The organism is Paraburkholderia sp. 31.1 (assembly GCF_014397645.1).
In the GTDB taxonomy this organism is placed as follows: Bacteria; Pseudomonadota; Gammaproteobacteria; order Burkholderiales; family Burkholderiaceae; genus Paraburkholderia; species Paraburkholderia tuberum.
Window position 1 is genome coordinate 1 of record NZ_VZQN01000049.1, and the last position, 14358, is coordinate 14358.

The window sequence follows — 14358 nt, forward strand, 5'->3', positions numbered from 1 at the left end:
CAACGACATCTGTTGCAAGGTCTTTTCCTCGGCTTCGCTCAGCTCTACAACACACTTCATCTGGACTCCGGCGCAATGGGGTCGCCGAAGTTAACAAAATTCAAACGCGTTTACCAGCAACACTTAACTGCGCGTAAATTTATTCAACAAACGTTTGCTTTGCGGCTAATTTGCGGCTAGTTCGGCGAGAGCCCTTCGCCTTCAAAAATGGCGCATTTGCTTTCAACAAGCTTCCTGACGATTTCGCCATTTTCATGCCATGCAGGCGTTGGTGCCATCGATCTAGCATAAGCGCAGATTCAATCCCTCCCTCCACCCGCATTTTCTCTGGCCCGTTTCAATGTGGATCGTCAACGTAGCGCTTAAGCGGCCATACACGTTCATCGTGATGGCAATTCTGATCGTGCTGGCGACGCCCTTCGTGCTGTTCACCATGCCCGTCGACGTGCTGCCGGATATCAACATTCCGGTCGTCAGCATCATCTGGACGTATACGGGGCTGTCGGCCGAAGACATGGCCACCCGCATCACGTCGGTCAACGAGCGCAGTCTGACCACGACGGTCAACGACATCGAACATATCGAATCGCAATCGCTCCCCGGCATCGCGATCCTGAAGGTGTTTCTGCAGCCGAACGCGAACATCCAGACGGCGATCGCGCAGACGGTCGCCATCGAGCAGGCGCAATTGAAGCAGATGCCGCCGGGCGCCACCGCGCCGCTGGTCATCAGCTACTCGGCTTCCAGCATTCCAGTCATCCAGCTCGGCCTGTCGAGTCCGAAACTCTCGGAGCAGGATCTCAACGACACCGCGCTGAACTTCCTGCGACCGCAACTGGTGACGATTCCGGGCGCGGCCGTGCCGTATCCGTATGGCGGCAAATCGCGGCTGATCTCGGTCGACCTCGACACGCGCGCGCTGCTGGCCAAGGGCCTGACACCTGCCGACGTGGTCAACGCGTTCAACGCGCAAAACCTGATTCTGCCCACCGGCACGGCCAAGATCGGGCCGAAGGAATACACGATCGACATGAACGGGTCGCCGCCGACGTTGGAAGGTCTCAACGACATTCCGGTGCGCACCGTCAACGGCGCGACGACCTACCTGCGTGAAGTCGCGCATGTGCGCGACGGCTTCTCGCCGCAGACCAACATCGTGCGGCAGAACGGCCATCGCGGCGTGCTGATGTCGGTGCTGAAGAACGGCAACGCGTCGACGCTGTCGATCGTCGATACGTTGAAAGCCATTTTGCCGGCCGCGCGCGCCGCGCTGCCGCCGGATCTGCAGATCACCGCGCTGTTCGACCAGTCGGTATTCGTGAAGGCGGCGGTGCAGGGTGTGGTGCGCGAAGCGCTGGCCGCCGCCGCGCTGACCGCCGCGATGATCCTGCTGTTCCTTGGCAACTGGCGCAGCACCTGCATCATCGCGATCTCGATTCCGCTGTCCATTCTGTCGTCGCTGATCGTGCTGCACGCGCTCGGGCAGACCATCAACATCATGACGTTGGGCGGCCTCGCGCTCGCGGTCGGCATATTGGTGGACGACGCGACCGTGACGATCGAGAACATCGAGCGGCACCTGCACTTGGGCACGAATCTGCACGATGCGATTCTCGAAGGCGCCGGCGAAATCGCAGTGCCGGCGCTCGTCTCGACACTGTGTATCTGTATCGTGTTCGTGCCGATGTTCTTCCTGACCGGCGTCGCGCGCTATCTATTCGTGCCGCTCGCGGAAGCGGTGGTGTTCGCGATGCTTGCTTCGTACATCCTGTCGCGTACGCTCGTGCCGACGCTCGCGATGCTGCTGATGGGCCACGCGCACAAGCCGAAGGCGGGCACGAAGCCGAATCTGTTCATGCGTCTGTATCACCGCTTCGACGCAGGCTTCGAGCGCATGCGCGCGACTTACATCATGATCCTGAGCAGCCTGCTCGTGCGTCGCAAGATGTTCGGCGCGCTGTTCCTCGGTTTCTGCGTGCTGTCGATGGGCCTGTTCTTTGCACTCGGCGAAGACTTCTTTCCGAGCGTCGACGCGGGCGACATCCGTCTGCACATGCGCGCGCCGACCGGCACGCGTATTGAGGAAACCGCGCGGCTGGCCGACGAGGTCGAAAAGGTGATCCGCGAAGTCGTGCCGCCCAGGGAGTTGGGCACGATTCTCGACAACCTCGGCGTACCGTATAGCGGCATCAACCTGTCGTATAGCAATGCGGGCACGATGGGCACGCTCGACGGCGAGATCCAGATTGCGTTGAACGAAGGCCACAAGCCGTCGCAGATCTACATGGACAAGCTGCGCGCGATCCTGCCGCAGCGTTTCCCGGGCGTCGAGTTCTTCTTTCAGCCGGCCGATATCGTCACGCAGATCCTGAACTTCGGCCTGCCTGCCGCGGTGGACGTGCAGATTTCGGGCGCGAATCAGCAGGGCAACCTCGACGTCGCGCGCAAGCTGCTGAAGCAGGTGCGACTGATTCCCGGCACCGTCGACACGCATATCCAGCAGAAGCTCGACGAACCGGTGATCGATCTGCACATGGACCGCACCCGCCTGCAACAACTGAACCTGACCGCGAACGACGTCGCGCAGAACGTGCTCGTTTCGCTCTCGGGCAGCTCGCAGACGTCGCCGGGCTTCTGGGTCAACAACAGGAACGGCGTGGAATACAAGGTGGCGGTGCAGACGCCGCAGTACCAGGTGTCTTCGATCGACGAACTGTTGCGCACCCCGGTCTCGGCCACGATGAACGGGCCGACGCAACTGCTCGGCAACCTCGTGCAGATCTCGCCGAAGAGCCAGTTCGCGGAAGTCACGCATTACAACATCCGTCCGGTGATCGATCTGTATGTGAGCGTTGAAAAGCGCGATCTCGGCAGCGTGGCGAATCAGGTCGACAAGCTCGTCGACGAGGTGCGCGGCTCGCTGCCACGCGGCAGCACGATCACCTTGCGCGGCCAGGTACAGACGATGCGCAGTTCGTTCTTTGGGCTCGGCATCGGCGTCGCGATGGCGATCGTGCTCGTGTATCTGCTGATCGTCGTGAACTTCCAGTCGTGGGTCGATCCGCTGATCATCGTCAGCGCGTTGCCGGCGGCGCTCGCGGGGATCATGTGGATGCTGTTCCTGACCGGCACCCATCTGAGCGTGCCGGCGCTGACCGGCGCGATCATGACGATGGGCGTCGCGACCGCGAACAGTATTCTGATGGTCTCGTTCGCGCGCCAGCGGCTGTCGGCCGGCGCGCCGCCGCTCACGGCCGCGCTCGAAGCCGGCGCGAGCCGGATTCGTCCGGTGCTGATGACCGCGTTCGCGATGATCATCGGCATGATTCCGATGGCGCTCGGTCTCGGCGAGGGCGCCGAGCAGAATGCGCCGCTTGGCCGCGCGGTGATCGGCGGGTTGCTGTTCGCGACCGTATCGACGCTGTTTTTCGTGCCGCTCGTGTTTGCGGGAATTCATTCGTGGCTCGCGCGCCGTCGTAAGAACGGCGGCGACGACGACAACGGCGGTGGCGACGCTGGCGGCAACGGCGGTGGCAGTGGCGGCCATAGTGACACCCCCGCACCGGAACCCAGCAGTGCGGCGACGCCCGCGTAAAAGTTAAACGATGGTTGACTGAGATGACCGAAAAAACTCATGCATCGCTAGCGATCCCCGCGCGGGAAACCGAAGAAGGAGAGCACCGGCTGCCGCCGCGCCATCGCGAATGGAAGCGCGCGAAGATCGCCGTCGTGATCGTGCTCGTGCTGCTCGTGGCAGGCACACTTCGCACCGTGATCGCGAACGTGCTGCAAAACCGCGAAGTCGCGGCGATCGCGCAGCAGAATGCCACGCAGTACGTGAACGTCGTCACGCCGACCCAGACCGAGGGCGGCGGCGACACGCTGCTGCCGGGCACGCTGCGCGGCTATGTCGAGTCGCCGATCTATGCACGCGCGACCGGCTATCTGTTGCACTGGTACGCCGACATCGGCACCCACGTGAAGCAGGGGCAACTGCTCGCCGAGCTCGATACGCCGGAAATCGACCAGGAACTCGCGCAGGCTCTGGCACAGCGTCAGCAGATCAATTCGAGCCTCGCGCTCGCGAAGAGCTCGCTGGAACGCTGGCAGCAGCTGCGCCAGCGCGATGCGGTGTCGCAACAGGAGCTCGACGAACGGCAAAGCACCTACACGCAGGACCTCGCGAATCTCGCGGCCGCCGATGCGAACGTCAAGCGTCTGCAGCAGCTCGAATCGTTCAAGCGGATCGTCGCGCCGTTTACCGGCGTAGTCACGCAGCGCAACGTCGACGTCGGCGATCTGATCGACGCGGGCAGCGGCACGAGCCGTGCGTTGTTCGCGCTTGCTCAATCGGACCCGTTGCGCGTCTATGTGCAGTTGCCGCAGGCCTACGCGCAGAACGTCGCGGTCGGGCAGAAGGTCGTGGTCACGCAGGCCGAGCTGCCGGGTCAGCAGTTCAACGGCAAGATCACGCATATATCCGGCGCGATCGACGTACCCACGCGCTCGTTGCAGATCGAAGTGACGCTGCCGAATCCCGACGACAAGCTGCGCCCCGGCGCGTACGTGCAGGTCGCGGTGCCGGCCGCCGCGCATGCGCGTCTCACGGTGCCAGGCAACGCGCTGCTGTTTCGCGCGGAGGGTCCGCGCCTCGCGGTCGTCGATGCAAAGGGCAACGTGAGCCTGCGCAAGGTCGTGATCGCGGTGGACCTCGGACAGCAGCTCGAAATCGAACGCGGTATCTCGCCGAGCGATCGCATCATCGTCAACCCGAGCGATTCGATTGCCGATGGCGATCACGTGCAGGTGCAGCCGCTGCAGAAGAACGGCAAGGGGGCGTCGTGATGTTCGCGGCTTCACGCCAGGCGCGTACGCGTGGCACTGTCTTCACCGCGCTGAGCGCGTGCGCCGGCGCGGCGCTGCTCGCCGCGTGCACGGTCGGCCCGGACTATCAGCGGCCGCAGGCCGAAGTGCCGCCCGAATGGCACACCGATTCGTTCTGGCGCGTCGCCGCGCCGTCGCATGCGCCGATCGCGCCGGACTGGTGGACGGGCTTCGCCGACCCGACGCTCGCGACGCTCGAAACCCAGGCACTCGCGCAGAACCAGACGCTCGCCGCGGCGAGCGCGCACTACGAGCAGGCGAAGGCGACGCTCGCGAACACCAGCGCGCAGCGCGTGCCGGAAGTCGATTTCAACGCACAGGCCTCGCGCTTCCGTATTTCGCACGACCGGCCGCTGACGAACTACGCGACGCCGACCGAATCGACGGTGCAGAACAACCTCCAGCTCGGGCCGACGATCAGCTATGACACCGATCTGTTCGGCCGCATCCGTCGTCAGGTCGAGGGCGCGCAGGCGTCGGCCGAACAGTCGGCGGACGATCTCGCGAACGCGCGCCTCGTGCTGACGACCGACCTCGCCACCGACTACTTCTCGCTGCGTGAGCTCGACCGCGAGATCGACGTGCTGAACCAGTCGGTGAAGCTGCAGCAGAAAGCGCTCGACTACGTGAACACCGAGCACGATCTCGGTTCGGTATCGGGCCTCGACGTGCTGCAGCAGAAATCGCAGCTCGATTCGACGCGCGTGCAGGCGCAACTGCTGCTCAATCAGCGCGCGCAGTTCGAGCATGCGATCGCCGCGCTGGTCGGCGTGCCGGCACCGCAGTTCGCGATCGAGCCGAAGGTGCTCGACATCAAGGCGCCGACCGTACCGCTCGGCGTGCCGAGCGACGTGCTGCAAAGGCGCCCCGACGTCGCCTCGGCGGAACGTGCGATGGCGGCGGCCAACGCGCAGATCGGCGTGGCCAAGGCGGCGTTCTTCCCGAGCCTCACGCTGACGCCGGGCATCGGCTGGGAGAGCACCGAGTTCGCCAATCTGCTGAGCGCGCCGACGCTGATGTGGACGCTCGGCGCGACGGTCGGTCAAGTGATCTTCGACGGCGGCCGGCGCGCGGCCAACGTCCAGTACGCGAGCGCGGGCTACAAGGCGACCGAGGCGAATTATCGGCAGACCGTGCTGAGCGCGTTCCAGCAGGTACAGGACGGCATCACAGGACTGTCGGTGCTCGACGGCGCGGCGAAGCAGTCGCGCGAGGCGGTCGAGGACGCGCAGCGGCTGCTGTCGCTCGCGAACGATCGCTATTCGGGCGGCCTCGTCGCGTATCTGAACGTGATCGACGCGCAGGAGTCGCTGCTGACCAGCGAGCGCACGGACGTGCAGATTCACGGCCAGCAGTTGACGCTGTCGGTGGCGCTCGTGAAGGCGCTCGGCGGCGGCTGGGAGGGCGGCGGGCAAGGTGGCGCAATGGCCGGGAACGAGGCTACCCGTACGAACGCGACAGCGAACGTCGCCAGTGCTACGGCATCGCCGCAGCAAGCGCCAGCCGGCGGCGCGCAGCAGAAGGAGATGCCGGCTCCTGCACACTGAATCGCCCCGGCAGAGCTTCCATGCCGAGGCAGTGGGATCGGCGCGAGGCGTTAGGGGCGTTTCGTATAATGGACAGTTGACCGCCAAACGTGGCATGGGGACGCGGATGAAATTGCTGATCGTTGAAGACGAGCACAAGGTGGTGGACTACCTGCGCTCCGGTTTGACAGAGCAGGGCTGGGTCGTCGATGTCGCGCTCGACGGCGAGGAAGGCATGCATCTGGCCACCGAATTCGATTACGACGTGATCGTCCTCGACGTGATGCTGCCTAAGCGCGACGGCTTCAGCGTGCTGAAGGCGCTGCGCATGCGCAAGTCGACGCCGGTCATCATGCTGACCGCGCGCGATCACGTGAACGACCGCGTGCGCGGCCTGCGCGAAGGCGCGGACGACTACCTGACCAAACCGTTCTCGTTCCTCGAACTGGTCGAGCGTCTGCATGCGCTCGCGCGCCGCACGCGTTCGCAGGAGTCCACGTTGATTTCCGTCGGCGATCTGTTCGTCGATCTGATCGGCCGCCGCGCGACGCGCGACGGCGTACGCCTCGACCTGACCGCCAAAGAGTTTCAACTGCTCAGCGTGCTCGCGCGCCGTCAGGGCGACATTCTGTCGAAGACCGCGATCACCGAACTCGTGTGGGACGTCAACTTCGACAGCCACACGAACGTCGTCGAGACCGCGATCAAGCGGCTGCGCGCGAAGCTCGACGGCCCGTTCCCGTCGAAGCTGCTGCACACGGTGCGCGGCATGGGCTACGTGCTCGAAGTGCGCGAAGAGGCCGAGACATCATGAACCGTTCGATTGCCCGCCGTCTCGCGTCGATGTTCGCGCTGGTCGCGCTGTTCGTGTTTACGCTCGTCGGCACGGGGCTCTTTCTGGTGCTGCGCACGCAGCTCGAACATCATCTGCGCGAGTCGCTCGACGATCGCACGCAGATCGCGCGCATCATCGTCTATCACGCGGTGACGCCCGAAAAATGGCGGATGTGCCGCGAAAAACTCACCGACATGACGCCGCACGACGGCAGCACCGTGTACTCGGTGACGAGCGCGGACCCGAGCTATCACTTCGGCACGCCGGTGCAGGGCACCGTCACGAAGAGCTGGCCGGGCGGCTATGCGCGCATCGCGCCGGCGGGCGGCGGCCCCGACATGCTGACCTCGACGGTGAGCTTGCCCGCCAACGCCGCGCGGCCGCCGGTGCAGTTGCAGGTCGCGTCGAGCTATTCACCGAACCTGCGCACGATGCGCGTGTTCGGCTCGGCGCTCGCGGCGTTGTCCGCGCTCGGCAGTCTCGCGGTGCTGCTGCTCAGCTACTCGGTCACGCGCATCGGTCTCGCACCGCTCACGCGTCTGACGCGCGACGCATCGGCGGTCAGCCCGAACAACCGCTCGCAGCGGCTCAATACGGCGTCGCTGCCGCTCGAACTGAACGACCTCGCGAACTCGTTCAACGGCGCGCTCGAACGGCTCGACGGCGCCTACGGCCGGCTCGAATCGTTCAACGCGGACGTCGCGCATGAACTGCGCACGCCGGTCACGATCCTGATCGGCCAGACCGAGGTCGCGCTGACGCGCAACCGCTCGGTCGACGATCTGCGCCACACGCTGCAATCGAATCTCGAAGAATTCGAGCGGATGCGCACGATCATCAACGACATGCTGTTCCTCGCGCGCGCCGATCAGGGCGAACGCGCGACGGGGCTCGTCGAGGTGTCGCTCGCGGCGGAACTCGCGCATACGCTCGAGTTTCTGGAGATTCCGCTCGAAGAGGCGCGCGTGCATGCGCAGTTGCACGGCGATGCGTTCGCGCGCGTGAACCGGTCGCTATTCGGCCGCGCGTGCACGAACCTGCTGATGAACGCGATCCAGCATTGCGAGCCGGGCGCGTCGATCAGCGTGACGATCGCGCGCGGGAAAGGACCGATGCGCGACCAGGTGCGCGTCGCCGTGGCAAATCCTGGCGAGCCGATCGCGCCGGACGTCCTCGAACATCTGTTCGACCGTTTCTATCGCGCGGAAGTCTCGCGCACCAATAGCCGCGAAAACCACGGGCTAGGGCTCGCGATCGTGAAGGCGATCGCGGAGATGCATCGCGGCACCGTGTCCGCGCACAGCGCCAACGGCGTCAACACGTTCTCGTTTTCGGTGGCGGCGTCGGCGCTCTCCACGTCAGGCGACGTGCCGGCCATGCGTGCGAACGCGACCGGCGTCGCCGGCGACAGCGCCTATTCGTCGCTCGCGAAAGGCAAGTCGGCCTGAACCGGCAGGCGCGGCTTCAGCGCCTGTTCGCTGGCCGACGTCAGCGTGCTGATGCGCACGCCCAATAGCCGCAGCTTGCGGTTCAACTCCACGCGTCGCAAACATTCGGTCGCCGCGCGGCAGATTTCGCTCGCGTCGGCGGTCGGTTCGTCGAGCGTCAGGTCGCGCGTGACGGTGTGGAAGTCGTCGTAGCGCAGCTTGATGCCGATCGTGCGGCCCACGTAACCCTTGCGCACGAGATCGTCGGCGACACGCACGCACAGCCCCGTAAACGCGCTCGATAACGCCGGTCGATCGTGGCGCGGATGCAGATCGCGCTCGAACGTGGTCTCGCGGCTGATCGACTTCGGCTCCGATTCGACCACCAAGGGCCGCTCGTCGTGACCCTGCGCGACCTGCATCAGCCAGGCGGAATAGCTGCGCCCGAAGTTGTCCTGCAACAACCCGGCGTCGGCGGCGGCCAGATCGCCGACCATCGCGAGGCCGAGTGTGGTCAGCTTCTGCGCGGCCTTCGGGCCGATGCCGTTGACCTTGCGTACCTGCAGCGGCCACACGCGCAGCGGTATATCGGCCGGCGTCAGGATCGTCAGGCCGTCAGGCTTGTCGAGTTCGGAGCCGATCTTCGCGAGCAGCTTGTTCGGCGCGACGCAGATCGAACACGTGAGACCGGTGGCCTGATGAACGGCGTCCTTGATGCGCCGGCCGATGTCGGCCGGTTCGCCCGCCAGGTCGGTCAGGTCGATATAGATCTCGTATGGCGAACGTGGGCGGGGTAACTCTGGACGCTCTGGTTGTAACTATCTGATTTGTATAAAACAATCAGTCACGTTTTTCTTAAAAAAGACATTTGAGAAGCTCAGTGTCGCCCAACCTACCTGTTTTGGTCGTTTTTGGTAAGTTAGGATACATTTGCTCGGTAAGGTGGTACGCGCATTAAAAATCCAACTCGAACTGCGACGACGCCTCGCTCGCCGTCGTTCCCGCACGTTGGAGGCCGCCCGCCTTGACCCCCAGTAGCCTGATGGATTTAACAAGTTCGACCCGTTTCAGGCATTGGGTGGCCGCGTGACGCAGTGCCTTAGCGTCCGCAACAGGATCTGGGAGAGTGACGTCACGCGTTACTGTCTGAAAGTCGTTGAAGCGAAGTTTGATCCCGATCCTTCGCGCGAGATAGCCTTTACGCTGCAAATCTAGCGCCACCTGCTCGCATAAACGGGTAAATGCGGTACCGAGTTCCTGCTTGTGCCGTACGGCGTGCAGGTCTTGCTCGAATGTAGTCTCTCGGCTCATCGAGACAGGCTCGCTATGAGTCACCACTGGCCTGTCGTCGAGCCCATGGGAAACTTGGCGAAGCCATGACCCATAGCTCCGTCCGAACTGTTCGATCAGCCATTGCTCGCCGCATGCGGCAATTTCACCGATCGTCGTTATCCCGAGAGACGTCAGCTTGGCGTTGGCCTTCGGCCCAATACCGTTGATTTTTCCGGCAGCCATCGGCCAGATCCTTGCTTGCAAATCTTCAAGCCGCAAAATTGTGATTCCGTCTGGCTTTTCCATGTCGGAACACAATTTTGCCAAGAGCTTATTTGGCGCAATTCCAACCGAACAGGTCAGATTGGTCGCCTCGACGACCGCGGATTTCAGGTTCCGCGCAATTCGCTCCGATTCGTCATTCAAGAACGATAGATCGGCATAGACCTCATCTATTCCCACGTCCTCGATTGTAGGACTTACGGATCGAACTGCTTCCTTGAACAGTCGTGAGTATGTTCGGTACAGGTCAAAGTTCACCGGAAGGAGAATGGCATTCGGCGCCAGTCGGGCCGCCTTCATCGCCGGCATCCCAGAGTGAACTCCGAGCGCTCGTGCTTCGTAGGTTGCAGTCGTCAATACACCTCTGCCCGTATAGTCGCGTAACCGCGAGAATTCACGCGTGCCGTCCGCGTTCGTTCGGGGCGCATCCGAACGACGGCCCGCGACCACCATGGCTTGGCCTCGCAGTTCTGGATACTGCGAAAGTTCACAAGACGCAAAGAATGCATCCATGTCAATGTGGGCTATGCGCCTATGATCTGGCATGCCTTGATACTCAAAATAGCGTTCAGTGTCTAGCTGGGCCAACGCGGCGCTCCGCAGAGCCCCGGATGATGAACATCGAAACATTGAGAAATCGCGTTCTCCCCATCAAATGCCTAAACTGTACATCCATACAGTATTTTTGTCAGGTGGCGGCACCGTTTTTGTAATATAAATGGGGAGTTCCGGCGAGGGCTGGGCTGCTTCCTCATGTCTTTTCGGGTGGGCGACGGAGGAGACAAAGTCCGACCCGGTTGCAAAGGAGGTGTGCTACTTAGCGGCCGACATGAAGCGGCGATCAGTGCTTGATTGCAAGCAAATGTCCCGTCGGACAGATCTCTTTGACGTCCGAACGCTAAGCGCGCGCCGAGATGCAGGTTTTGGTGCGGCGCCTCCGATCTTCAGCTTGATTGCGAGCTTAAGATGGGATGACGAGGCGCCCGCCGGCTTCCTGATAACCGATGACCCACAATTCGGTTTCGTGGTGAACATTCATTACAAGCTGGTTTCACCGATCGAACCTCTGGCGGCGTCGCCAACCTTCGATCGGTATCGGCGATCATGACTATCGAGAAAATTCTCCGCCACTTCACACCTTTGCGGTGCAACTCGATCATCAGCACGTTGCGCGCCTTAACGTTGGTCACCTGTGATGAGCGCGATATGCAGGACAAGTTGGACGCTATCTTCAATATTTGCGACATCAAGCGCGAGGAGCTAATGCAAACTCAGTCGGCGCCTCATCCCGCATCGACTTCTTGCTGCGCGATTAAGAGATCGAGTTCTTGTCGACAAAGGGCAAAGCTTGGGCATGCCCGTCAGCGTGATCTCTGCGCCACCACGCTGATCCAGGGCTGCCCCGATGAAGTCACTCTTAGGAAGATCATGAATCTGATCGAACAGGCATTGGAAGCAGAGCTGCCGAAGCTGGCAACGGACTTTTTCGTTGTCTTCTCTCGGTTCGAGTGTGCGCTGAAACGCTCCGGCAAATATGCGATGGGCGACGACACGAGGGTCGATCCTGATTGGGATGGTTTTGCCCGGGACCTCGGCCCGGCCTTTTTGAGAGAGGTCGTCGCTCGGGGCGTCGCGCCCGATCTTATCGCCAGGCCGCCGAAGAAACAGATCAAGCTTGAAGAGGGCTCTTTGGGCTGGCGAGACATGGGCCCGGTGAATAACACGGCGGACCTGTTCCTGGCGATCCGTCGAACCAGAAACAACCTCGCCCACGGCGCGAAATATCAGGACGGTGGAGCCGGCCAGCCCGACTTCGTCGAAGGCTCGGAACGCGACGATGCTCTGCTTGGTCAGTCCTTGAATGTTTTGGCGCTGGCTCTTGAAGCGAGCCCGGACATCCACCGCGCCTTCCAGCGCCGATGATCACGAGTCATCGATGAAACGTTGAAGCGGATCGTCACATGCAGTCGCGTATCGACGCACCCTACGTTTCGGCGCTTGAGGCGGATGGCAAGACTCTCCGTCGTCGACGGGTTTCATGTGCAGGGCCCGATTGCTTTTCTCTCGGGGCCCCGCGCCCAAGCCCCAACTCGAACTGCGCTGAGGAACCGAAAGAATGATAGCGAGCATCGCGTCGCCGGCAAAGATCGGCCCATCTTCAGCCGATCAACTTCGGCCTATGAGAAACAGTTCAACGACCGCTCCCAGGCGGCCGTTATCGGACGTCGCTCCGGCTCCCGCCGCTTGCTGGTTTGCCTTGTGGTCAAGAGGGGATGTCTGCATTCGCGTGAGTTCTTCGCGAGCCGCCGAGGCGACGGCGTCGTCATCGATCGAGACATGCCGGCCACGTGCTGACTGCAGGCACGTCTGGGCGAACACGCGGCGTCGTGCGGCGCGATTCGACGTCCGATCGGCCTACGGTCGCCGCCGCGATGATGCCCGGTCTGGCATGGCTTTCGTACAGTAGCCTGCGCTACAGCCGGTACGAAGCTGCTTGAGCTGACCGGCCGTTCGCGGTTGATCGCAGCAGCGGTGTTCGCGTACGTTGCGTTCGACTGTCTTTGCTTCGCCGAGCCGCGTTGATCGCCGCTCGCGCTCGCTCTGCTGGTGAACATCGGACGCCGAACGTCACGCAGCCGACAAGATCCGCTCGGCACAGGAATAAAACGCGCGCACCGGTTGTTCTGCTGTTTGAGACGCTCACCCCGCTTTTGATCAGCCACGCATTCAGCCGAAGGGAAGTTACACAATGGGAATGGACTTCAGTGCGCTAAACCAATATGCACGCCGTGAGTACAAGTTTGCTCAGAGCGACTCTTTTCAGAAGATCAATCGAGACGTGATGGGCAGCAACTATTCGGAAAGTCTGGCCAACGGTGTTTGTATGGGCGCCGTGCTGAACTGGGTCAAGGAAAAGATGACCACCTCCAACGGCATTCTGAAGAAGGACGGTCCGTTGCTGAACCCGACGACGAAGCGGTTCGCCAATCCGTTGAATCCAGTCAGCCGCATGAGCCAAGGCATTTCGCCGCCGGCGGGTTCCCCGCTCGCAAGTTTGATCGACAAGGGTAAAAGCGGTCCGCGCAACGCAGATACCATGGTGGCTGCCGCGATGACGCAAAACGCTTACAGCGGCAGACCGGTGAGCACGGTCGCCCGCGAACTGGGTCTCGTAGAAGCAGACTTGGAAGACGACATTCATATCGCACAGGAACCGGCGCCCGGCGGCGGTGTCAACCGACTTGACGACAAGACCATTGCGGAAGCTGGGGAAAACCTCCGCCAAGGCAGGGCGGTCATCATCGAGGTCGAATGCACGCAAGGCAAGCATGCGATCGCGTTCTATCGTAGCCGCGGTGGGTCGTTGTATTTCTTCGATCCCAACGCCGGAGTCTACGCGCTTGACACGCCGTATAAGGAGTATGGCGATGGCTTCGTGGTCGATGCCACGCTGCTCGCGTTCGTCAAGTCCTGGCTCGATGCCTACGTAAAGCAGAGAAATTTCGAATTCACGACACCGCACCGAAATTTTTATCACGTGTTCAAGCGGAGCACTGCTTGATGGCTAGCAGCTCGCGACGTCGCGAAGGCTCAGCCATGCACGGCGTCGTCGTAGTCATTCGGGCACGCGTGTTCGGCGAGGGTGGTCAGTGCCGGCGCCGGACCGCCGCGACGCAAGCCGCCGCAAAAATCACCTCACGGCCGCACGCGTTGCGGCACCCCGACGTGTGTCGACCGCAATTCGGGACTCGACGCCGCCGCGTGCGCATCGAAGCGCCCACGCACGCGGTGCAGGCAGCTCACGGGTTACCACCGGTTCGACGGCCGTCCGCGGCCAATGCTGCCGGCCAACTTCGGGCGATGCCTCCGCTGCGCACGGTCGCAACAGGGTTTTGCCGGCGGACCAAGACCGTCGAGCCACAATGCGCGGTGACGCAGGAAGCCGTGGCCGTTGTTCCCTCGGAATGAGCCATTCAACAAGGAAAAGTGGAGTGGCTCAAACGGGTCGCAAGTACTCGTTCGCTTTCCGTGGGACGAGTCATTCGCGACCACCGATCCGTGAATGACAGGAAAGCGCCCCATACCCGTCTGACCAGCACCAATGCTCGAATGACGGCTCGGGCCGAATTCC

General features: G+C 62.4%; 9 protein-coding genes and 1 pseudogene. 8 read left to right on the top strand and 2 right to left on the bottom strand.

The window, feature by feature from the left end; all coding sequences use genetic code 11:
* The 6 genes from F6X37_RS36465 to F6X37_RS29800 all read left to right on the top strand — a co-directional run.
* The coding region (locus tag F6X37_RS36465) for a hypothetical protein (protein WP_222944981.1) at window positions 1-180 on the top strand (180 nt) is incomplete at its 5' end.
* A 160-nt stretch (window positions 181-340) separates the two neighbouring features.
* Window positions 341-3595, top strand: coding sequence for an efflux RND transporter permease subunit (locus tag F6X37_RS29780; protein ID WP_187613779.1), 3255 nt, complete (start codon window positions 341-343; stop codon window positions 3593-3595).
* 23 nt (window positions 3596-3618) lie between these two features.
* Window positions 3619-4845 carry an efflux RND transporter periplasmic adaptor subunit gene (locus F6X37_RS29785; RefSeq protein ID WP_187613780.1) on the top strand — a complete coding sequence of 409 codons (1227 nt, stop codon included), beginning with the start codon at window positions 3619-3621 and terminating at the stop codon, window positions 4843-4845.
* A complete protein-coding gene (locus tag F6X37_RS29790; protein ID WP_187613781.1) occupies window positions 4845-6431 on the top strand; it encodes an efflux transporter outer membrane subunit in 1587 nt (528 codons plus the stop codon). The genes F6X37_RS29785 and F6X37_RS29790 overlap by 1 nt, the downstream gene beginning before the upstream one ends.
* 106 nt (window positions 6432-6537) lie before the next feature.
* A complete protein-coding gene (locus tag F6X37_RS29795; protein WP_018424874.1) occupies window positions 6538-7224 on the top strand; it encodes a heavy metal response regulator transcription factor in 687 nt (228 codons plus the stop codon).
* Window positions 7221-8693: a heavy metal sensor histidine kinase gene (locus tag F6X37_RS29800; RefSeq protein WP_187613782.1), complete on the top strand. Its 1473-nt coding sequence runs from the start codon at window positions 7221-7223 to the stop codon at window positions 8691-8693. Before F6X37_RS29795 ends, F6X37_RS29800 begins: the two co-directional genes overlap by 4 nt.
* Here F6X37_RS29800 and F6X37_RS29805 read toward each other — a convergent pair.
* Window positions 8660-9445: pseudogene (locus tag F6X37_RS29805) on the bottom strand (DNA polymerase IV); the annotation flags it as partial. The gene F6X37_RS29800 and the pseudogene F6X37_RS29805 overlap by 34 nt on opposite strands.
* 181 nt (window positions 9446-9626) lie before the next feature.
* Window positions 9627-10772 carry a DNA polymerase IV gene (dinB, locus tag F6X37_RS29810; RefSeq protein WP_187613803.1) on the bottom strand — a complete coding sequence of 382 codons (1146 nt, stop codon included), beginning with the start codon at window positions 10770-10772 and terminating at the stop codon, window positions 9627-9629.
* Window positions 10773-11330: 558 nt separating this feature from the next.
* Between dinB and F6X37_RS29815 the strand changes: the two genes are divergently transcribed.
* Both F6X37_RS29815 and F6X37_RS29820 read left to right on the top strand, forming a co-directional pair.
* A complete protein-coding gene (locus tag F6X37_RS29815; protein ID WP_187613783.1) occupies window positions 11331-12149 on the top strand; it encodes a hypothetical protein in 819 nt (272 codons plus the stop codon).
* Between the two features lie 826 nt (window positions 12150-12975).
* Window positions 12976-13788, top strand: coding sequence for a hypothetical protein (locus F6X37_RS29820; RefSeq protein ID WP_187613784.1), 813 nt, complete (start codon window positions 12976-12978; stop codon window positions 13786-13788).
* The last annotated feature ends 570 nt before the right edge of the window (window positions 13789-14358 follow it).

Excerpts from the sequence above, each read along its gene's own strand:
- F6X37_RS29785 (WP_187613780.1), top strand. The coding sequence starts at position 3,619 with ATGACCGAAAAAACTCATGCATCGCTAGCGATCCCCGCGCGGGAAACC.
- dinB (WP_187613803.1), bottom strand. The coding sequence starts at position 10,772 with ATGCCAGATCATAGGCGCATAGCCCACATTGACATGGATGCATTCTTT.
- F6X37_RS29820 (WP_187613784.1), top strand. The coding sequence starts at position 12,976 with ATGGGAATGGACTTCAGTGCGCTAAACCAATATGCACGCCGTGAGTAC.
- F6X37_RS29795 (WP_018424874.1), top strand. The coding sequence starts at position 6,538 with ATGAAATTGCTGATCGTTGAAGACGAGCACAAGGTGGTGGACTACCTG.
- F6X37_RS29800 (WP_187613782.1), top strand. The coding sequence starts at position 7,221 with ATGAACCGTTCGATTGCCCGCCGTCTCGCGTCGATGTTCGCGCTGGTC.
- F6X37_RS29780 (WP_187613779.1), top strand. The coding sequence starts at position 341 with ATGTGGATCGTCAACGTAGCGCTTAAGCGGCCATACACGTTCATCGTG.
- F6X37_RS29815 (WP_187613783.1), top strand. The coding sequence starts at position 11,331 with ATGACTATCGAGAAAATTCTCCGCCACTTCACACCTTTGCGGTGCAAC.
- F6X37_RS29790 (WP_187613781.1), top strand. The coding sequence starts at position 4,845 with ATGTTCGCGGCTTCACGCCAGGCGCGTACGCGTGGCACTGTCTTCACC.